Genomic DNA, 19,691 nt, shown 5'->3' on the forward strand with positions numbered 1-19,691 from the left:
AGGGTAAAATAATCTTGCCATTAAAATGTATTTTGCAACAAACTACAATTTTGTATTGATTTGGGATTATTTTTTACCACTGTGAGCCAATTAGAGGTATTATTCGCCTCAATCCTCCCAACCACACAAGGTTCTTCCCATATTTCTCGCTTCATCTACTGATACACTTGAAACGGATGCCTTGCAGTTTGAAAGACCTCTACAATAAGGTGTTAAATGATACCGTTTTGAATATCTGCCATTACAGATATACACAGATTGTGTTTTTAAAGTAGGTTTTGGCGTTGCGGGAATAGGATTAGCCTTACTTTCTCTTAGTTTTTTCTTTTCATTTTTTCCATCGAGTGGAACAGTCGTCTGTCTTGGATAAGATAAGGGGGGCGAGGGACTTGATTCGATTTTATTTAAACTTCTGTTTCTAGTCGAACCAGAACAATCATCAATGATTGCGAAAAAAACAGCAAGTAAAAATATCCCTAGACCAACATATGCCAACCATGAAAATATTTTAGAAAGAATATTTGAATTGCCAATCAGGTATAAAAGGCCTATGAGTAACAAGAAAAACAAACCGGGAAGCCCAAAAGCCAGTAAAATAATAAGAGCAGCAAGTATTCCAAATACAGTTAAGCAACCGGATGTGGAATCATAAGGTTGTCTGTAGGGCAGCCTAGGAAAAAAAGTTTTTTTTCGGGGCAGTTTGGTAACATCAAAGGGTTTAGGACAAATACACTTTTCTATTCGGTTTTTACAGCTATCACATATTTCAATCTCAATTTCTTCTACTTCTGTTTTATAATCCAAAAGATAGCCGCTGACCTTGCAAAAAAGGGTGCCAAAGGTTTGATTTCCTTCCTTGACCACATCCTTTATTTTCACATCTTCTAGTTTCGGAGCGTTGATGCTTAATTTATAACCATTAAAACTAGATGAACTCTTATTGGGAAAGCAAGCTACTTCTTCAAAGCTTTTTTGCTCAATCTGTATATCCGACTGGATACCATTATAAATTGATTCATTGATTCTGTTCGAATCTTCTATTTCATTTTCTACATTGAAAATCTTCCCTTCATAAATTGATATGTCATAGACTTTGGAAATTGAAAATGGGTCTTGCTCTTTGCTTAAGCGTCCAAAATATTTACCTATAAAATCTCCTCGGATATAGGTTTTTCTGGGAACCTTTTTCTCAACTTTTATGGTCTTAAAGCCCATGGATTTGGTTTAAGAAATCACTCTCCTTGCCCAACTGTATGTTATTGGGCTTTCTCTGTGTATTAAAGGGAGAGTCTTCATAATTTTCTTCCCATACAACTTGGGATTTACTGAAGTTTCCAAAAACCTCGGGATACAATAATTTGAACTTACCATACTCCTCAAGAATCATTTGTTTCTGCAGAGCTATTCTATCCTGAACATATTTACCTCTGGGCGAAACGGAAAATTTTAAAAATAGAGGTAAGAGAAAAATCACCAAAAAGCTTAAAGTGAAAAACCAAATCCACGGATTCTCTTTATTGAAGACCAGAAGCCCAATAAAAAACAAATTGGAGGGGTTGAAAAGGTTATGAGTCTCGGATAATGTTCTACCCTTTTCCTCCAACAACATTTGTTTTTTTTCATTTAGAAAGTTGAATTTTTCATTTCCTATTGAAATTCGCCCTTCATTGGTCTGCCGACTTAATTGAGATAGTTCTTCGTTCACGCTGGCTATCTCAACGTCAAAATACATATTGGATTTTCTGCTGTTATTTTCAATCTTTTTAGTTATTACTTCTGAAAGTCCTTTTGACAATGAATTGTTGAAGATGAATGCTTCCAGTGGTTTGATCAATGTAATACCAATCAAAACCATAAAAACAATTCTGATGAACAATGAGATTACATATCCAGCACTGTACTTTGGTTTATTGGCAGAAAGTGTGGAAAGGTTCAGCTTATAAATATTGAAAATGATAATAGTCCATATCAATGCCAAAAGCCATGAAATGGTCGGGATTTTAAAAATTCCATTGAAAACATAGCGGTAGGACAAAATTCCCATCAAGGATAACAATAAAAATAGTAAACCACTGATTGCAAAAACTGCCTGGGTTCTCTTTCCGCAGTTGTACAATATCTGTTCATCTTCGCCAACCACTTTCCACAAAAATCGATATGTGCTGTTCGGTCTCATTTTGATTCTGAGATATAGGCATCTACATTTTCATTGATGTTCTTTTTCTCTCTTTCCTTCCACTTTTCGATTATGTAATCACTCAGTTCGGTCTGTGCAGCCATTAAAGCGATTTTCTCATCTATTCTGCGTTTGACTTGATGATTGATTACCAAATTTCGTTCCTGACCCTTTTTATCGTTATAGTACTCATATTTAATCTGAATCCCCTCCTCTGCTCTTATAAGCTCCTTTATATTATCACTCATAAAATCATAAGGACTTTTGATAAGCATCATTTTGAAAAAAATGGGGGTCAACTCTATGACCACAAAAAGAAGTGTAATAAAAAAAGTAATCCAAGCTCCTGCAATCTCATGAGCCAATTTTATCCGTTCCAACAGACCATCCAGACCACCGGCCACTTCTTGGTTCTTTGCAAGCTCCCTATCAAGTTCTTGAGTTAGTTTAAGTCTTTCGGATGTCAATCTATCTAATTCGTTTTTTTTATCTCCGTCATAGTTTCCTAATTCAATTTCCAGTTTATCCATTTGTTGTTTAAGAGCTTTAGACAATGGGCCGTTTCCTGCACCAGCACCTGCCCTTCCTTGTAACTGGTCATAATATTCTTTTTCGGCTTTCTTTATTCTTTGGATCAATGCCTCGCGTCCTTCTTCAATTTTTGCTACTTGGACATCAATCGCATCAAACCTAGTTTCGTAATTCGCCTTAGTCGCGATTTCATATGCCTTACGTTTTTCCAATTGTTCTTGGTGCAACTCAGCATCAATCTCCGATTTAAACATCCTTATTTCCATCGGCTTGGAAATGGTAATGGCAATGACCAACCCCATAACAATCCGAGGTAGAGAGTTGGTGAACTCTTGCCAAGTAATGGCCTCCGTCCCATCACCTTTACCGGTCGCCGCTACTATGAACCTATCAATATTAAAAATGATCAGCCCCCATATTACCCCAAAAATGCAAGACATAATAGCTGTGGAAGTATGCACACCACCGTCTAAAGCTGAGCCTTTGGGCTCAAATATGGTATAAATAGCGTAGCCTCCTGCCATGGCGGCCATAAAACCAGTGGCCACTACAATCCCACCCAAGCAAGCATATTTCACTTGATCGGAATAGGTACTCTTTTTAAGTATATAACCATCTGAACCTGCAGCTTTCCAGAGCCACTGCATAATTTTCCCTGGCTTGGGACTTTCATAATACTCTCGTTTCATTTTTTATGATTGATTGGTTATTGTTTTTCCCAGTTCTATAATCTTTTGTTCGGAATTCATTTTGTACAATTGGCCAAGTTGTTGGTTCAACTCTGTATGTTCCATACTTTTCAATTCTCGATTTCTTATGTTAAACTGAACTTTTGTGAGTATGGGCTTGAAAGGATTATATCTTACCTTGATTCTACACGGAACAAGATCTATCTCATTGTATTCCTTGATTTGATTTTGCTTTCTTAAGCTTACTTCGTTAAAGTCATTTACCTTCATTCGCACTACCCTTATTGAGGTAGTTGCCCTAATTTTATTACCCACTCCATAACAAGTGATATTAAATTTTGTTCTTTCGTGGTCTACCTTAAATATGTGTTCGTTGGACCCAAAGAATAGCTTTGACGAGTTTTCAAGAATTATGAAAGTTGCATTTTCTACTTTCCACGTTAGTTGGTTTAATGTACCATGTACACAATAGCGGGTATCGGCTTTGAAGAAATGGAGCTTAAGGCGTTTTCTTATTATGAGAAGTACTATAAATCGTAAAAGAATTTTAGGTGAAAACAATAGGATTTTCAAGGATAGTAAAACCTTAATGTAAAGTGAATCAAGATAACTACCATTATTCTTCATAAAAGCCAACAGTTGCCAATAGCTCCCTTTCGTATTGGTAAATATCCTCTAATGCTTGTAGCGATTTTCGCGATTCCTTTTTCATGGCATCAAAGAGTCCGATATACTTGATTGACCCATTAAAGTGCAAACGACATAAAGGCTTTCGGTTGTTATCGTCCAGTAAAACCCCGAAGTAGGATTGCGTATCCCGATGTACAATCCGCGAAACTGGAAGTACTCTTCTTAAAATAGCAACTATGATTCGATAACCTTCCAATTCCTCCTCGGTCGTTTCTATTTTGCTTTTTTCTTCAATGACATCGGATGCTTCTTCTTGTTGCTTTTCTGCTTCCTTATTTAATGCTGCGTTTAACCGATCATTTACCCTCTCACTAATAGTTTGATTTAGGGCTTTATGAACCAAATCATTGAATTCGGTCATTACTTTTTCCGTTAACCTACCGGAATAAACTTTATTGGCGAATAACTTCACAAAACTAAAGGAAGGTTCCTGGAGCTCTTCATGAATCAGTTTTTTTATTTCTTTGGTGTATTTCAAAGAACTTGCATTGTCCACAATCTTGTCTATGTCAAAATTAGACTTGTGGAACTTTGCGATTTCCTGGACGGCGCTCTCTTTAAGTTGATCAATTTGAAATTCCAAAAATGGTTTTTCATCCATTTTGTTGGGCTCTTCCAAATCGGTATAAAATCGGTACTCTATACCATTGGTCAATAGCGCAAAACGGGTTTTTGTAGTATGAAAATAACGGAACAATTGGGAATTGTGGCAGTTTAGACTTTCTTTCCAATTCTTACATTCAATAATCAAAATTGGCTGCCCATTTTGGAAAATAGCATAGTCTACTTTTTCGCCTTTCTTTAAACCAATATCCGCAGTAAATTCTGGAACTACTTCCAATGGGTTATAGGTGTCATATCCTAACAGCGAAATAAAGGGCAACACGAAAGCATGTTTGGTCGACTCTTCGGTCTCTATTTGTTCTTTAAATTGTGGCACTTTTTCCGAAAGGGCCTTGAGTTGGTTTTGGAGTTCCATGAATTCTATATTGGTTTTAATAATCTCTTTGCAATTTGATTTTCACTTAGCACTTCTCCATTTGGTAAAATCAATTGGGTTTCTTGAGTTATTGGGTTGGTAAAGATCCCGCAGCCACCTCTACAATTACTATAGCGAAAACGGAACGCTTTTAACCCATGGACAAAACCATTTTTCGAAGTGATTCTGTAAACGTATTGGGAACAGGATTCTCGAAAGATGCAGCATCTGCGTTTGGATTTTGGAATAAAATACCAATACAGCCTAATCCCTATTAAAAGAACAAGGCGCATTTAATCTTTCTTAAATACTACCATTTGTCTGGTCGTAGTGTGTCCTGGAGCTGCACCAATTCCAAAACATCCATTGTTTGGTTGTACAAAAGTGGAAACACTTTCCAAGCGCACATAATTCCAGCCTAAATCGGAGTGATGTTTTATGATTCCCTCAAGTTGTTCGGCAACATGATTGGAATTACCTTTTTTTGAATCAATTGAGGCTACAAATGGGACTATTTTGTATTTCATAACCTAAAATTTACAACCATTTCTTTCTGCGTTCGCCACGCAATCAGCTTTGTATTTATAACTTTCTGTAGAAGCACCGACGATTTTACCATTTGGCGCTTTCTTCCTCCACCTCCATTCCTTTTTTGAATCTTGATAAACTTCACATTTGTCCATAATTCTTGTGTTTTTTTGTTAATACGGCAATAAAATTAGTTTCATCAAAACACAATCCCTTGCACTTTTCCGCAATGGCACCATTTTAAATACCATCAATTGAGTGACGCCAAGCCTCCCCTTGGTCAAGACATCACTGCATGAAGGGTCATGACCAAACATAGGGGTATCGTAAAAATTTTGCTTGCGGATTTATGCAGAAGACAGAGTTAAATAAATCCTCGCTCCATCGCTTGGGCTACCAAATGTACGGGTGTTTTTGCTCCAAAAATTGTTTTAAGCTTACCAAGACGGTCTTGAATGCTACGGAGACTGCTTGCATGGTAATTTCTTTCTTGAAAATATTGGGCTATTTCTTCTTGCTTTAGCCCCTTCGCCAATAATTGGAGTAAAAGAATATCGTACTCATCCAGTTCCAAATGGTTTTCGGAACTTCTTAGCGCGTGTTTCAAAGATTCGGAAAAATAGATTTTACCTTCAAGGACTTGTTGAATCGCTTTAGTTATTTCATTAATATCCCTCCGTTCTTTCCCGACAAAGGCATCTATCTCCAAGGTATCATATAAAGTTTTAATCTTTCCAACCCTATTTTCAACAGAATAGACCACTGTTTTAATATCAGGTTGTATTTTTTTCACCTCGGCTATCAGTTCCTCCCCCGAAACCAAATTTCGGTTCTTATAATCAGCTTTAAAAGATAAATCAGTGATTAAAATTTCAAAAGGCTTATCATGCTGTAAAGCGGCTTTTATCTTTAGAAGGGCATCATCACAATAATGTACAACTATGATTTCCGGAATCGATAAGGCTGCTAAACTTTCTCTCAAGCCGGAACCAGTTAGGCCATGGTCTTCTGCAATAAGTACTTTTTGAAACATGGAATACAATTAAAAAAGAAGGCTTGCTTTAAAACCTTTGCCCTCATCCGATTCAAAACTAAAACTTCCTTCTATCTCTGTCATGCGTGTTTCCACATTATTCAGGCCTCCCAATACTATATTGTCGACATCAAATCCAATACCGTTATCTGAATAAACAATCTCATTTTTCTTTCCTTTTCCATTAAAAGCAATACTGATCAATGTTGCTTTTGAATGTTTTTTAGAATTTACCAATAATTCTTGGAGACATTTATACAACTGTATTTTCTTATGTTCGGGAACATCATCCCAATTGATATTTGAATATCGAGAAGTAATAACATTAACTCCTTTGGGATGATATTGAGCCACTAAGCTCTTCAGTGCAGCAGGAAAGTCACTTACATCCACACCAGCATTCGCTACAGAAATATCTCGCGCCCTTAAATAGATATCATTCAAAAAATTCAGAAGGTTTTCCTTGATATTGGTGGATTCGTTCAATTTGTTCTCTACAAAAGTCATTACACCTGATACATCATTGGCTAAATCGTCATGGACTCTTTTTGAAATTCGTGCTTCTGTCTTTTGAGTTGTTTGAACCAGTTCCTTTTTACGTTGCTGGTTTTTTCGGTATACAATGAATACAGCACCCATGACAGCTAACAAAAAGGCCGATAGAAATATTATCTTATACCCTTTCTCTCTTTCATTTTGCAATTGTGCCATCTGAGTTTTTTGTCGCTCTTTTTCGACATTGTATTTGATGACTGCATATTTATTCTCCTGAATCTGCTTTGCGGATGATATACTATCGGTCAATTTTCTATACGAAATCACTTTTGGATCATCACTTAAATCGAGTAATAAGGATAAGGCATTTTCCAAGTACGATGCACTGTTCAATTGTTTAGCCAAATCATAAGCTTGTTCTGCATGTTCGATTGCTTTTGGTCGATTACCTTGGTTCAAGAAATACTCGGAAAAATGATGATGACTGGTATACATGCCTGATAAATCATGTTTTCGTTGCCTAATATTCAAAGCTTTTCCCATATTGGTCAATGCTTCGGTTATTTTCAATTTTGATTGAACAAAACCTACATTATCAAGAGCTCTGGCAATTCCCAATGAATCATTTTGCTTTAAACGTTTTTCAAGCACCAGCATAGAGATTTTCAAAGCCAATTCATTTTTGTTCTGATCAAGGTATAAATAGGACATATTGTTTAGAGTGGGGATACTATCCGAGGAATCCAATGCCAAACCCAGAGCTGCTTCGTAATAGTAAATCGCTTTATCATAAGACTTAATTTGCTTATAAACTATTCCCAAATGATTTAAAATACCGCTCCTAGCTTCTTGGATAATAGCATTACTATTTTGGCCTTCCAATAATTTTAGCGCTTTTACAGCAGTAGCTTCACTTTCATACAAAAATCCCAGTTCATATTGGCCAATGGCAATCCTTCTCAAATTCTGAATCGCAGGTACTGTGTCCCCTTTTTCCAACTGTCTCTGTATTTCTCTCTCAAAAAAACGGAATGCAGAATTAAGCTCTGTACTATTTTCTGGTTTAACAATAACATTGTGGTAGTGTCTCAGACTATCAGAAGAATCTTGGGAGTGGGCAAAATGGAACCTTGTCCCCATTAGACCAAAAACAAAAAAGAGGAATAAAAAGCCTAGCTTGTTCATTCCTCTAAATTAAAATTTAATTCCTGTTAATTATCACCAGGTGGAGGTGGTGGAGGTGGATTATGTTCTTCTTCCCCACAACAGGCTTGAGTTTCAATCAAATCTTCTGCAAGATCTGGCTTTGCACACGAAACAACTTCTGCACAGAGCAACAATAAAAGTGCTATATAAACTTTATTCATGATTTTTAAATTTTTAATTACACAAAAGGGTCCCTGTCAGGCTTTCACCTGAATTCACCACGGGGTTCAGAGACCCGTTCATTTTTTTTGCGTACGCTATGGTTTAGGAAGTGGAAGAGAATCCAGTAACTTTAGGCAACTTCCCCAAGCCTTTTGCCCTGAACTGCGTCTTCCTGCAAGAACCATCACTTGCATTTTGCTATTTTAGCTGCATGTAGCATGAACTGTTCGATGCAAATGAAAAGTAGATTTCGAAGTTTTGATCAGACATCGGTTCGACATCTTTTCCCCATTTGTTCATCACCAATTTGACATTCATATAAACATCTAAATATCAACCACCTAAGTAATGTCTTTAGAAAAAGGAAAGGGTTTTAAAAAAGAAGAACCGATTCAAGAATTAATGGAGCTAGTATTTGAAAAAGCCCAAAAGGAATCAAAGAAGAAGTCAATCCATGGACTTGCCAAATACCTCTCCGATAGGTTTGAAGAAAGCTTTCAGTTCAATATCGATATCAACACATTTACGAGATACTATAAAGGTTACATTTCGAAGGAAAAGGAAAAACAATCTCCAACTGATGATGTCCTAAATGCTCTTTGTCAATATCTGGGTCATAAAGATTTCAAGGATTTTGAAATCAAAAGTGAGTGTGAGATAGTAAAAAGAAAATTGCGAAAAGAAATAACTCGGCAAGAAGAAAAATACAAGAAAATGATCTCCATGAGTTTGGTGGTTGGAGTCTTGTTATTGGGTACACTATCATTTTTTATTTCCAAGTACTACAAAAAAAATTGTATGATTTGGGTTGAGGATCACTATGAAAAAATAAGATGTTCTGGATTGGAAAATGAAAGAAAGTTAAATGAAGTGGAGTTACAAAAGATGCGGAAAATAATCCCAGAAAGATGTGAGCACGAACTATGGTACAATAAAACGGATAACAAGGTTACTTTTTTTACATATTATGGCAAACACCCCACTAACGGCAAGACCCTCAAACGTGTTACTGAGCATATTTGTGAAATATATATTTTGAAACCAAGAGATTCTTCTGAGGCAAATTCTTCCTTGGATTCTATTGAGTAACATAAGGAAGGGAAATTGAATTAATTTGAGCGATGTGGTTTTACGCAAGGTTATTGAAAATGATGATTTGAACTTGCAAATTCCAAGGAGTCATAACTCTATTTCCAATATTGAACTAATAAAAAACACTAACAATTACTATAAATGAATACAGTTATAAAAACCAAAGCAATCAAACCTGGTCCAAAACCAAAAAAGCCAGATGGAACCCCAGATAAAAGAAGAAGGGTTACTGCTCCGAATAAACCAAAACACCCAGGACTAAAACCGCATAGACATAAACCTGGGGATTAAATTATGGACAATTACAAAGATGATGTACCTAAGTGTAGGTATCTCAATCTTTCTGCCCTAATTTTTGGGATATCTACAATAGAAAACAACAAGTAATTATACTAGTAAATTTTATATGTTTTTAGTTCCAGAGTTGATTAACAAAAATTATGACAGACCTAAAATCTCAATCAGACAAAATGACATTTCTGGTTAAACTCATCGCTTTAAAATTAAAATGAAAAGCATAAGGCATGAAGTTTGATATATATAATTGATAACCAGATTATTATGGAAAAACCATTTAAAATACTCTCCATAGATGGAGGTGGTATTAAGGGATTGTACAGCTCAAAGATTCTAGAGCATTTTGAAGAGGAATTTCAGTGCAATCTTGTAGACTACTTTGACATGATTTGCGGGACCTCTACAGGGGGAATACTGGGCCTTGCTCTTTCATTAAAACTTAAAGCAGCAGAAATCTCCAAGCTATATGAAGAAAAAGGAGATCTGATTTTTCCTCCACAGTCAAAAATTAGGGGAATTTTCAAGCAGACTTTCAGAGGGGGCAAATATGGTGACGAGGCCTTGAAGGAGGCTCTTGAAGCCACTTTTGGAGAGCACAAGATTGGTGATAGCAATTGTCTACTGTGTATTCCCAGTTACTCATTAACCGATGCTAGGCCTTTTGTCTTCAAATATGATCACAAGGAAGGCAATCTAAGCCGCGACAACATGGCGAGATATGTAGATGTGGCACTCGCCACGTCCGCAGCCCCCACCTATTTTCCATTGGCTGAAATCAAGGACTATGACAACAAACAGTTTGTTGATGGAGGTCTTTATGCTAACAATCCTAGTATCGTTGGTTTCATAGAGGCACTGACTTATTTCGTTGGTGAGGACAAGGAGTATGACGAGGTCCAGATTCTTTCCATCAGCAGCTTGACAAATACGGTTGGAAAAAACACAGGATTGGCAAGAGACCGCGCATTTATTGATTGGAGAGACGAACTCTTTGACACCATGCTTACGGGACAAGCAAAATTTATTGAGTACTTCATGTCCAAAGTCCATGAAATCAATGCGATTCCTGTAAAGCACATACGTGTACCGAGCGAAATCCTATCCCCGGAGCAGCAAAGCATGGTTAAGTTGGACAAAGCCACTAAGCAATCCATTGACCTGTTAAAGGGAAAGGGCAACGACATGGGCATCATCTGGCGGAAAAAGGATGAAATAAAACAGTTTTTCGAAACCGAGAAAACATACAAAACAAACTAATGTGATATGGCAAACTTACATGACACTTTTATGGAATTCAATGATATTATCTATCTGAGTCCGCAGAAAAAATCGGAGCTGAGAACATCCAGAAACTCTATCAGGGATGACATTACCAAATACTTCAATGAAAAAAGGGACAAGCATACCGTAAAATATAAAGGTCAAGGGTCATTTTCGACTAATACTTGTATCTTACCGATAAGTGGAGAGTATGATGTGGATGATGGAGTCTATATTTTTGGGAAGGAGGAAGACCGGCCTACACCACAAACCGCGCACAATTGGATTTATGAGGCGGTAAAGGACAGGACCAACCAAGATACAATCGACAAGAACACGTGTGTCCGGGTGCAGTATGCCAGAAACTATCATGTTGATCTACCCATCTATTATAAGACCACCGACACCAAGGACGAATATTTTTTTGATTCCGAGGATATACCTGAATTGGCCCACAAAGACAAGGGATGGATTGAAAGTGACCCCTACGCATTTAGGAAATGGTTTATCAATGAGGCCAGAGGCAAGGACCAACTGAAACGAATAATCCGGTACCTGAAAGCCTGGACGGACAACAAATCCTACTTAAATTTACCTAGTGGCATGGTGTTTACAATTCTTGCCGTAGAACATTTCACATCTATGGATAGGGATGACGAAGCACTTTTGAAGACCCTAGAAAACATTCAGGAAGCTATTGATGATGTCAAGTTTTGGTCCGCTTCTTACAGCTGTTACAGGCCGACTGTGAATACAACCGAAAACCTGATGGACAAATATGCTTCGGAAACTAGAAAGAAGAACTTTTTGGAAGCACTGGACAATTTTATCATTTCTGGGAAACAGGCCCTTGAATTGAAAAGCAGAAAAGATGCCTGTGCTAAATGGCAACGGCATTTAGGAAGTCGATTCCCCTGTGCCAACATTGTGGAAGATGATGAGCAATTGGCCAAATCGTTCGTCGTACCGGACGTAATCAGGGATAATAAATCGGCCTAACCTTGGAATTGGAAGACCTTTTTGAACATCTAAGCAAAACAGAGAAATGCCGAATCGTTGATGCTGGGGAATACGAAGGTTTAGAGTATCCATTTACCAAAGAGGGACAGGTATGGGAAATCACTTCAGAGATTACCTTTAAAGGCAATTTTTTAGAATTGGTGCTCTATTTGGATTTTCCGCCGGAGTTTCCATACAAACTTCCAAAGCTATACATTGAAAGGAACATTTACGAGTCCCTGAAATTTATTCCCCATGTTAATGAGGACTGTTCCATTTGCATTTTTGATGACGGGCTGAATACTGTGATTCCGAAGGATAGCCTTCCGGACTTCGTTGAGTTCATTTTGCATCGGGGCAAGAAAATTATCAAGGATGGAGATGACAAAAGTTATAAGGAAACCGAATTCAAAAAAGAGTTCAAGGCCTATTGGGATTTGAAATACTCTGATAAAGATGAGATTTTTTCAATCGGCATACATTCCATATCAGATCATACTAAGGAAATAAAGGCGGTTGCCTTTCAAGGCAAATCACTGGCACAGTACCACTACTATCTCTATACGGATGAAGAAGACCTAAAGAAGATTGAGGCGTATGCCCAAGCAAAAAAATGCAACACTATCGAGATGGCAGTACTTGAAATTGAGTTTACCAAAGCAGTACCTCCATTTCAGATGACTTACGAGGAATCTTTGGACCACATAAGAAACAATCAAGAAAAATATCGGACATTCAAGCAGTTGTGCAAAACCAAATCGCTAGGTGAAATATTAGTGGTTTTTCGAAATCGTGGAGTGGACAGCGTTGAGTTATATGGATGGAATTACGAACAATTGCCGATCTTACCGAGAAAAATAAGTGGCATGCGGAGAAGGCCCTCCAATTTTGAAATCCTATCGGCACCAGGTTTGGGAAAATCAAAACTTGTTCGACGTTTAACGTTTGATAACCTAAGCATGGAACGTCTATACATAAGGACCTCCGGCATTGTTGAAGAAGAATCGAGCGTTCTCTGTACAGGTATGGGAAGCGTAGGTTCCAATCTCATCTATTTTCTAAAAAATCTACCAATCAATAAATTTGGCCTCATAGATCCACAAAAATTGGGTGCTGAAAACATTAAAAGAAACCTATTAGGATTCAGCGGAGTGAATGAATTCAAGGTAGACGTACTGGCCAGTTTCCTATTGGATCATAACCCAATGAACGAAGTTCAAAAACGTCGGGAACATGTGGCCTCTGTGATTCAGATTCAACCTGATTTCATCAACTCCTTTGATATCCATATTGTAGCTGTGGGAAAAACCATGGTTGAGGAATATATATTGACAGCATTGGAATCTGGTATATTGACCAAGCCAACAGTTCTGCTTTGGGTAGAACCTTATTTGGCCTCCGGCCAAGTATTGTTGATAAATCCCGCAGATGCCAAAACCACAAAGGATTTGGTCCGTGATTTTAAATATGCCGTGGTTTCGAGTGAGGATACTTCTATGAATTCAGTTTATTTGGTCGAAGGAAGCTGCCAGTCTGGGTACTTTCCCTATTCATCCACTTACCTAACCCAATTTTTGGCAGCAGTGTTTCCATTTATAAAAGAAGCGGTTCTTAAAGGCATTGATAAATCGGAGGTGTATACATGGGTAGGAGACAAGGATTTTCTGTTAAGTAGGGGCTTGGTGCTCTCCGATTTTGGTAAGGCGCAATCGTCCTTTTCATTAATCAAAAACGATATACTATGACCATATGTCTTGGAAATACCAACCTTAAAATTTTCCCGAAATCTTTCCATAAGATGCAAGCTTACATTCAGGACAACGATTCCAAGGAGGAAGCAGGGGGTATTATGTTGGGATATTGCATGGATGAGAACAATTTTAGTATTATTGAGGTTACCATGCCCGATAAAGAAGATAAGCAGAGTAGGTATGGTTTTTGGCGCGCCAGTGTGCTGCACCAACGCTTTTTGAATAGGCTCTTTAAAAAGAGTAAAGGAAAAAGCATCTATTTAGGGGAATGGCATACTCATCCAGAGGATATTCCAACCCCATCCTGTTTGGACCGGAAATCTATTGTTGATCAAATACGAAAGAGTAAGTTGAATTCAGATAGGATATTTTCCCTTATCATGGGACGCAAGGGGCTGCATTTGAGTTTGGTCAAAAAGGAGGGTGTTGTTTTTGAAAGACAAATAAAATTTGAAGAGCTATCTAGCCCTTTGGACTAAATTAACCTGAATGTTACACCAAATGCCCATGCGGCTCAATCCATCATAATTAAGATCAGTTAAGAAAATAAGAATAATGAGGAACTCTTGGAAAGAAATTTTAGGCTAAGAAAGGAGCTATTATTTTTAAGGAATTGACCACTATTTATGATTAATCATTGATAGTATTCATGAATTTTGAGTTTTTTCTATTTTCACTCTATTCAGAATTATCTTCAAAACAGCCATATCCTCACTCACTTTTCTATCAATGATCTTGGCATAATGTTGAGTGATCCGAAGATTTTCGTGTCCCAGCATTTGTCCCACAATTTCAATGGGAATACCATTGGAAAGCGCTACAATAGTGGGAAAAGTGTGCCTGGCCAAATGAGTAATCAGATACTTTTTGATGCCACAAAGGTGAGCGATTTCTTCAAGATAGACATTGGACTTCTGATTGCTCAATACAGGCAACACACTATCACCATTGACACTTTCTGGGTGGTTAGGATTGTTTTCAAGGACATTACAGGTAATTTTCTACAGATTGAGTTAAAATTCCCCTTTTTATTTCCTTCAAATTACTTTAAAATAGGGAGATTACCCTAAAAATTTGAACTACTTTGTTTTTGAAATCATACTCAATCCCGTCGGGCAACAACATCTATTTTATGGATTTTTTCGTTTCCAATTCCTTTTGTTTGGTTTTTCTACTCTTAGGAGATATGGTAAAATGTCGCTTTATTCATTATCTAAGCTCCTTTCCATAATCTTTTGTATCCATACCGGTGCCAGTTCTATATCGTGGAGCAGGTTCTTTTGGTCTTCTTTTTTCAAAAGGGCCATGATTTTTGATTCCTCCTCTTCCGTTAATCTATCCTTTCCAATCTCACGGAGTGCCTGTATCACCAATCTGCTTATCCCACCCTTGGCCATCAGGTTCTTGGGAGTGGTCTTCTTCAGTTTTATGCTTCGTTTGCCCAGTTTTATTTCCCTAGGGGCTCCATCGGTCAGAAAGACAAGTTTCATGGGCACTTGTGTACTGAGCCCCAACGCACTTAGGGCATATGCCCCGGTGGGCACCAACCTTATCTTGTCCCTTTTGGCTATGGCCATTGCAATTTCCTCTGCCGTTGGCAATACCTCCCCTGCATATTTGCTTATTTTGGGACGTGCATAGATCCCCTGGGTCACCCTTTGCACATAACCTTCCTTTTCCAATCTATGGAGGGCCAAACGTACCGCTTCTGATGAACCCAGCCCCCGAAAGTCGTTAGGGAACAATAACTCTCCCCTTTTTTTCCTGGAAATTCTTTTCTTTATTTTGGACTCGATACTCTCCACGAACTTATTTTATAACAAATTTAGAAAATATTTGTTACAATAATTTTTCCAATGAAAGCTTTTTTACCATTTGGTATTGTACCCAAGGGTATAAAATTGCAACCCTGGCCTTGGCAACGGTTCATAAAGATCGGCCCGTTCCTACATCCGAGGACTCCGTATGGGAGATTACCGGCCTTTCCGGTTCTTTTTCCTTATCCGCAATATCCACATTGAACTTTTTATCCCGTTTCTCGTTGATCTGTTCCATTCTTGTCTCCATCTTCTTGAGCTCGTCCAATTTATCAAAATCAAGATCCAATATTTTTTTTGGTTAGAGGGGACATGAAGTTCATGGTCAAGCGCCAGTTCCTTTTGGTCCTTGATCGATTGGGGAATCATGGAAAGGGCATTGTACATATAATCGGCAACACTTTTGGTGTTGGTAACAATCCGTCTGGCCCAATGTCCATAGGTCGAATTGTCCGTCTGGACAAATAAAGGAATGGGTTTCACATCCTCTATCCTAATGCACAGGCTTGTACCATCTATATTTAGTACCTGGCGTGCCGAGACCTCCCCTTGTGCTTTTCAATATTCTTCATCACCCTTTCCTTCTCTCAAGAATGAAACCGGATATTGTTCTCCGCTTCAAGCCTGTTCCGCTTGGAGATTGATTGTTCCAGTTGCAGTTCTTCCAGCCTTTTATCCAATTGTTCCTTTTTTAGGAAAAGCAGATCGTTCTTTGCCACAGCAAACAAGGTCTTGCAATCGATGAAACCATTGTCGCCCACTGGGCATATGTCCAGTTTGTTGAACTGGCAAGGCACTATTTTGAAGACAAAAAAATAGAATACCATCTAACAAAAAACATATTGTCTTAATTTTGATATAATAAGATAAAATGATTTTAATGACTGTAAACGAATTTATTGCAAATCATGACAAACAAGATTTTATCTTGGCGGTAAAAATATTGGGTGAAGAGAATATTCTTTTTGAGAACCAATTTTCCTTTTTAAATGATGCCAGCATGCGCAGGAGTCGAAGGCTTATAAGAGCCTTTAAACATTTTGGTTTGGAAAAGGATGTTCATTGTGTCTCATGGAACATTGACAAAGAAGGTTTTATGCATTGCGCATTCTTTGTGGGTGATAGATTTTCAACCCTACAGGATGTTAAAAGGGCACATTTAAATTATTTTTGCAATGTTCCAAAAAATAAAATCTGTCCTAAAAAATAGCATCCCAACAACTCTCTTTGATATGATTTGGTTAGTTTGGTCGCCCCCCGCGGATGGCAAAAAGCTGACATCAAAGCTCAAGGGTACGCAGTTATTTCCACTCAAGAATGATAAACTCACACCGTCTATTTTGTTCGTGATCTTGTTCGGTACAATCGTTTTCGGCTGGGCACTGCACAAGTGGTTTGGATTCGCCATAACCCACAGCAATGACCCTATCTTCTGAAATGCCATTTTCGACCAAGAATTCTTTTACGGAGTCGGCCCGTTTTTGTGAGAGTTCCAAATTGTACCTGTCGTTGCCTCTATTATCGGTATGGGTTCCAACTTCAACCTTCATGATCGGGTATTTGTTCATTGTGCGGATAACTATGTCCAATCTGTTTCGAACATCTTTTCTTAGGTACCATAGGTTGTAATCAAAATGAATTTGTTCTGTCTTGATGAAGGTTTTGTCGTCTTTTCGGACAATTGCTTCATCTTCTTTTTCGTTTGATGGAGCCGTGCCTTCATCGGTCTTATCGGGAATATTGGATGCCAGTTGCGTGGTTTCCTCCTCTGTTTTAATAACCAGAGGTTTGGTTTCCCTAAAAGAATAGATATCATCACTACCTTTTCCCGTGGGACGGTTGGATGAAAAATAACCTTCTTTTGACGAGTGGAAGGAAATCGCAAAATCATCATAGCCACTATTTACCGGTAGCCCTAAGTTGTCCGGTTTTTTGTAGTCGCCAAATTCAAGCTTTGAAATAAAAATATCCAAAAGTCCAAATCCAGGATGACCGTTGGAGGCAAAGTAAAGATTGTTCTGCTCGTCCAAGAACGGAAATTGCTCTTTCCTTGGCGTATTGATGGATGCCCCAAGATTGACTGGTGAACTATAAGTGTCTTTGGAAAGTATGTTTACGCTGTATAGATCAAAAGAGCCGAACCCACCTGGGCGATCAGAAGCAAAATAAAGCTTGGTTTCATCCTCGGTCAATGCAGGATGCTCGGTGGAATATTTGTCGCTATTGAAGGGAAGTTCGGTGATGTTGTCCCACCTATTGTCAATCCATTCTGCTTTGTAGATTTTAAGATTGGAGACTTTTTTTTCATCTGTTTTTTTCCTGCCCCTTAAGTAATTGTTCCGAGTAAAGTAAATGGTTTTTCTGTCTTTGGTAATGGCATAGGTGCCCTCGTGCATTTTGGTATTTATTTTGCCCGGTAAACTTTTGCTAAAAGCATCATGCTGGTTGATTTTAACAATCGGATGGGCATAAATGTCCAAATAGTTTTGATTGTTCCAGCGGTATCTCTTTTTTAATGAAGTATTCCTTTTGCTGGCTGCGGTATAAATTAGATTGGAGTCAATTTGTATCGCTGCAAATTCCGAACCCGGGGTGTTCAATGGAAGATTTTGAATGATAAATCTATCACCAATGGCATTAACGGCATTAAGATATTGGTTGTCTTTTCTGGCTTTGTCAATCGATACCGAATCACCCAAATTTTGATAATACTTTTGCAATGCATTTTCTGCCTCTTCATATTTGCCGGTTGCTTTTAGCGATTGATTGAGTTTAAAAAAGTATTCGGGATCAACGGTTTTTCCCGTTCTTGAGGTAAGGGTCTTGTACCACCGTGCCGCTGAATGCATATCGTAGGTTCGGTAATAGGCATCTGCTAGGTTTTGTAGAACGTGCTGACTCTTGTTGGTCGATAAAACTTGTTCGTACAAGGGAATGGCATCGCTGTAAAATGCACGTTCAAAATAGGTGTTGGCACGTTCCAATTCTTGTTGTGCGAACACGGGTTGTGAACCGATCAGTATGATAAAAAGTAATTTTTTCATTGCTCTAATAGAATCTAGGAGATTTATCATATCCTTTTTTAAGGCCCAGCAAATCAAGATCAAAAAGCGCAAAGATCTCATGGGACCCCGAACTGAAGCTTCCCAAGTTGGACAAGGTGTAATCGTATGCATAGCCTATTCTAACCGAAGGCATTACATAAACATTGAACATCGCACTTACGGCATCGCCCCATCGATAGGAAAGCCCTGTTTCAAATTTATTGTTGAACAACATATTGATGGAGGTGTCCAGAGCTATTGGCGACCCCTCCACCATTTTGGTCATTAGGGAAGGCTTTAGTTTTAGGTCGGGATTTATGTTGTATACGTATCCTGTTGTAAAAAAAAGATGTATTTCCTCGGAACCTATTCTTTTTATCCCATCCTGATTGTCGATATGTTTGGAGGTGAGTAAGTTCGGAGCGGAGACTCCTGCATAAAAATTGGCCCTGTTATAGAAGACACCGACCCCTACGCTGGGAAATACACTGTTTATATTCTCGTTGAATGCGTCATCATCTTGGTACTCTGGAAGCGTAAGGTCATTGAAATTGGTTTTAAACGTGGTGATGCCTCCCTTTAGACCCAAAGCCAGATTACTTTGTGCATCCAATTGTAACTTGTAGGCAAAATCGGCGTTGATATTGTTTTCCGAAAGTACGCCGTCTCCAATCTCATCCTTTATTATGGATAATCCCGTTTCTACTTTGTTGCTCAAGGTGGCGTGCGCAAAAAATGTCAATGTTTCTGGAGCTCCCTCTACATTTTGCCATTGGGAGCGATATAATGACCCAAAATTCACAAGCCCCCTTTCATTGGTGGTGTACGCTGGGTTGATGATACTCAGGTTGTACATATATTGGGTATATTGAGGGTCTTGTTGTGATTTTGCCGTTAAGGAGCATAGCAAAACCAAAATGCTTACCAGTATTCTTTTCATTT

22 protein-coding genes are annotated in these 19,691 nt (G+C 38.2%); 6 read left to right on the forward strand and 16 right to left on the reverse strand.

The annotated features are described in order from the left end of the window. Positions 1-108 precede the first annotated feature (108 nt). The 10 genes from GUA46_RS06745 to GUA46_RS06790 all read right to left on the reverse strand — a co-directional run bounded on the left by GUA46_RS06745 (position 109) and on the right by GUA46_RS06790 (position 8,488). Complete coding sequence (locus GUA46_RS06745; protein ID WP_176619689.1) at positions 109-1,215, reverse strand: hypothetical protein; 1,107 nt, start codon at positions 1,213-1,215, stop codon at positions 109-111. After that, on the reverse strand, positions 1,205-2,176 hold the full coding sequence (locus GUA46_RS06750; protein WP_176619829.1) for a DUF4407 domain-containing protein: 972 nt from the start codon (positions 2,174-2,176) through the stop codon (positions 1,205-1,207). Before GUA46_RS06750 ends, GUA46_RS06745 begins: the two co-directional genes overlap by 11 nt. After that, the gene (locus GUA46_RS06755) at positions 2,173-3,396 is read right to left on the reverse strand and encodes a DUF4407 domain-containing protein (RefSeq protein WP_229418458.1); all 1,224 of its coding nucleotides are present in this window, start codon (positions 3,394-3,396) and stop codon (positions 2,173-2,175) included. Before GUA46_RS06755 ends, GUA46_RS06750 begins: the two co-directional genes overlap by 4 nt. Before the next feature lie 616 nt (positions 3,397-4,012). Next, complete coding sequence (locus GUA46_RS06760) at positions 4,013-5,065, reverse strand: type I restriction endonuclease (RefSeq protein ID WP_176619830.1); 1,053 nt, start codon at positions 5,063-5,065, stop codon at positions 4,013-4,015. 5 nt (positions 5,066-5,070) lie between these two features. Then, on the reverse strand, positions 5,071-5,358 hold the full coding sequence (yidD, locus tag GUA46_RS06765; RefSeq protein WP_176619831.1) for a membrane protein insertion efficiency factor YidD: 288 nt from the start codon (positions 5,356-5,358) through the stop codon (positions 5,071-5,073). Then, positions 5,359-5,592, reverse strand: coding sequence for a hypothetical protein (locus tag GUA46_RS06770; RefSeq protein ID WP_176619832.1), 234 nt, complete (start codon positions 5,590-5,592; stop codon positions 5,359-5,361). Between the two features lie 3 nt (positions 5,593-5,595). Then, complete coding sequence (locus GUA46_RS16955; protein WP_176619833.1) at positions 5,596-5,748, reverse strand: YegP family protein; 153 nt, start codon at positions 5,746-5,748, stop codon at positions 5,596-5,598. A gap of 209 nt (positions 5,749-5,957) precedes the next feature. Continuing rightward, positions 5,958-6,626, reverse strand: a complete 669-nt coding sequence (locus GUA46_RS06780) for a response regulator transcription factor (RefSeq protein WP_176619834.1) — start codon at positions 6,624-6,626, stop codon at positions 5,958-5,960. 9 nt (positions 6,627-6,635) lie between these two features. Further along, complete coding sequence (locus tag GUA46_RS06785; RefSeq protein ID WP_176619835.1) at positions 6,636-8,045, reverse strand: tetratricopeptide repeat-containing sensor histidine kinase; 1,410 nt, start codon at positions 8,043-8,045, stop codon at positions 6,636-6,638. Positions 8,046-8,332: 287 nt separating this feature from the next. Further along, on the reverse strand, positions 8,333-8,488 hold the full coding sequence (locus GUA46_RS06790; protein ID WP_176619690.1) for a hypothetical protein: 156 nt from the start codon (positions 8,486-8,488) through the stop codon (positions 8,333-8,335). A gap of 349 nt (positions 8,489-8,837) precedes the next feature. Between GUA46_RS06790 and GUA46_RS06795 the strand changes: the two genes are divergently transcribed. The 5 genes from GUA46_RS06795 to GUA46_RS06815 all read left to right on the forward strand — a co-directional run bounded on the left by GUA46_RS06795 (position 8,838) and on the right by GUA46_RS06815 (position 14,367). After that, positions 8,838-9,578 (forward strand): hypothetical protein, encoded by a 741-nt coding sequence (locus GUA46_RS06795; protein ID WP_176619836.1) that lies wholly within the window; start codon positions 8,838-8,840, stop codon positions 9,576-9,578. A 564-nt stretch (positions 9,579-10,142) separates the two neighbouring features. After that, on the forward strand, positions 10,143-11,135 hold the full coding sequence (locus GUA46_RS06800) for a CBASS cGAMP-activated phospholipase (RefSeq protein ID WP_176619837.1): 993 nt from the start codon (positions 10,143-10,145) through the stop codon (positions 11,133-11,135). A 6-nt stretch (positions 11,136-11,141) separates the two neighbouring features. Then, the gene (locus tag GUA46_RS06805) at positions 11,142-12,137 is read left to right on the forward strand and encodes a CBASS cGAMP synthase (RefSeq protein ID WP_176619838.1); all 996 of its coding nucleotides are present in this window, start codon (positions 11,142-11,144) and stop codon (positions 12,135-12,137) included. Positions 12,138-12,139: 2 nt separating this feature from the next. Continuing rightward, the gene (locus GUA46_RS06810) at positions 12,140-13,882 is read left to right on the forward strand and encodes a ThiF family adenylyltransferase (protein ID WP_176619839.1); all 1,743 of its coding nucleotides are present in this window, start codon (positions 12,140-12,142) and stop codon (positions 13,880-13,882) included. After that, entirely contained in the window at positions 13,879-14,367 is a 489-nt protein-coding gene (locus tag GUA46_RS06815; RefSeq protein ID WP_176619840.1) for a Mov34/MPN/PAD-1 family protein, read from the forward strand. The genes GUA46_RS06810 and GUA46_RS06815 overlap by 4 nt, the downstream gene beginning before the upstream one ends. 168 nt (positions 14,368-14,535) lie before the next feature. Here GUA46_RS06815 and GUA46_RS06820 read toward each other — a convergent pair whose 3' ends face one another. The 4 genes from GUA46_RS06820 to GUA46_RS06835 all read right to left on the reverse strand — a co-directional run bounded on the left by GUA46_RS06820 (position 14,536) and on the right by GUA46_RS06835 (position 16,532). Next, positions 14,536-14,814 carry a tyrosine-type recombinase/integrase gene (locus GUA46_RS06820; RefSeq protein WP_229418459.1) on the reverse strand — a complete coding sequence of 93 codons (279 nt, stop codon included), beginning with the start codon at positions 14,812-14,814 and terminating at the stop codon, positions 14,536-14,538. Between the two features lie 276 nt (positions 14,815-15,090). Next, positions 15,091-15,693: a DUF6088 family protein gene (locus GUA46_RS06825; RefSeq protein ID WP_176619841.1), complete on the reverse strand. Its 603-nt coding sequence runs from the start codon at positions 15,691-15,693 to the stop codon at positions 15,091-15,093. A gap of 121 nt (positions 15,694-15,814) precedes the next feature. Then, positions 15,815-15,994 carry a hypothetical protein gene (locus GUA46_RS06830; protein ID WP_176619842.1) on the reverse strand — a complete coding sequence of 60 codons (180 nt, stop codon included), beginning with the start codon at positions 15,992-15,994 and terminating at the stop codon, positions 15,815-15,817. A gap of 298 nt (positions 15,995-16,292) precedes the next feature. Then, the gene (locus GUA46_RS06835; protein WP_176619843.1) at positions 16,293-16,532 is read right to left on the reverse strand and encodes a hypothetical protein; all 240 of its coding nucleotides are present in this window, start codon (positions 16,530-16,532) and stop codon (positions 16,293-16,295) included. A 53-nt stretch (positions 16,533-16,585) separates the two neighbouring features. Between GUA46_RS06835 and GUA46_RS06840 the strand changes: the two genes are divergently transcribed. Then, a complete protein-coding gene (locus GUA46_RS06840) occupies positions 16,586-16,915 on the forward strand; it encodes a hypothetical protein (protein WP_176619844.1) in 330 nt (109 codons plus the stop codon). A 91-nt stretch (positions 16,916-17,006) separates the two neighbouring features. Here GUA46_RS06840 and GUA46_RS06845 read toward each other — a convergent pair whose 3' ends face one another. Continuing rightward, positions 17,007-18,749: an OmpA family protein gene (locus GUA46_RS06845; RefSeq protein WP_176619845.1), complete on the reverse strand. Its 1,743-nt coding sequence runs from the start codon at positions 18,747-18,749 to the stop codon at positions 17,007-17,009. A 4-nt stretch (positions 18,750-18,753) separates the two neighbouring features. Continuing rightward, a complete protein-coding gene (locus GUA46_RS06850) occupies positions 18,754-19,689 on the reverse strand; it encodes a PorP/SprF family type IX secretion system membrane protein (RefSeq protein WP_176619846.1) in 936 nt (311 codons plus the stop codon). Positions 19,690-19,691 lie beyond the last annotated feature (2 nt).

The organism is Flagellimonas chongwuensis (genome assembly GCF_013376415.1).
GTDB classification, from domain to species: Bacteria; Bacteroidota; Bacteroidia; order Flavobacteriales; family Flavobacteriaceae; genus Flagellimonas; species Flagellimonas chongwuensis.

Coding starts and splice junctions, on each gene's coding strand:
- GUA46_RS06800 (WP_176619837.1), top strand. CDS start 10,143: ATGGAAAAACCATTTAAAATACTCTCCATAGATGGAGGTGGTATTAAG.
- GUA46_RS06770 (WP_176619832.1), bottom strand. CDS start 5,592: ATGAAATACAAAATAGTCCCATTTGTAGCCTCAATTGATTCAAAAAAA.
- GUA46_RS06840 (WP_176619844.1), top strand. CDS start 16,586: ATGACTGTAAACGAATTTATTGCAAATCATGACAAACAAGATTTTATC.
- GUA46_RS16955 (WP_176619833.1), bottom strand. CDS start 5,748: ATGGACAAATGTGAAGTTTATCAAGATTCAAAAAAGGAATGGAGGTGG.
- GUA46_RS06750 (WP_176619829.1), bottom strand. CDS start 2,176: ATGAGACCGAACAGCACATATCGATTTTTGTGGAAAGTGGTTGGCGAA.
- GUA46_RS06845 (WP_176619845.1), bottom strand. CDS start 18,749: ATGAAAAAATTACTTTTTATCATACTGATCGGTTCACAACCCGTGTTC.
- GUA46_RS06815 (WP_176619840.1), top strand. CDS start 13,879: ATGACCATATGTCTTGGAAATACCAACCTTAAAATTTTCCCGAAATCT.
- GUA46_RS06760 (WP_176619830.1), bottom strand. CDS start 5,065: ATGGAACTCCAAAACCAACTCAAGGCCCTTTCGGAAAAAGTGCCACAA.
- GUA46_RS06850 (WP_176619846.1), bottom strand. CDS start 19,689: ATGAAAAGAATACTGGTAAGCATTTTGGTTTTGCTATGCTCCTTAACG.
- GUA46_RS06795 (WP_176619836.1), top strand. CDS start 8,838: ATGTCTTTAGAAAAAGGAAAGGGTTTTAAAAAAGAAGAACCGATTCAA.
- GUA46_RS06780 (WP_176619834.1), bottom strand. CDS start 6,626: ATGTTTCAAAAAGTACTTATTGCAGAAGACCATGGCCTAACTGGTTCC.
- yidD (WP_176619831.1), bottom strand. CDS start 5,358: ATGCGCCTTGTTCTTTTAATAGGGATTAGGCTGTATTGGTATTTTATT.
- GUA46_RS06835 (WP_176619843.1), bottom strand. CDS start 16,532: ATGGTATTCTATTTTTTTGTCTTCAAAATAGTGCCTTGCCAGTTCAAC.
- GUA46_RS06745 (WP_176619689.1), bottom strand. CDS start 1,215: ATGGGCTTTAAGACCATAAAAGTTGAGAAAAAGGTTCCCAGAAAAACC.
- GUA46_RS06755 (WP_229418458.1), bottom strand. CDS start 3,396: ATGAAACGAGAGTATTATGAAAGTCCCAAGCCAGGGAAAATTATGCAG.
- GUA46_RS06790 (WP_176619690.1), bottom strand. CDS start 8,488: ATGAATAAAGTTTATATAGCACTTTTATTGTTGCTCTGTGCAGAAGTT.
- GUA46_RS06805 (WP_176619838.1), top strand. CDS start 11,142: ATGGCAAACTTACATGACACTTTTATGGAATTCAATGATATTATCTAT.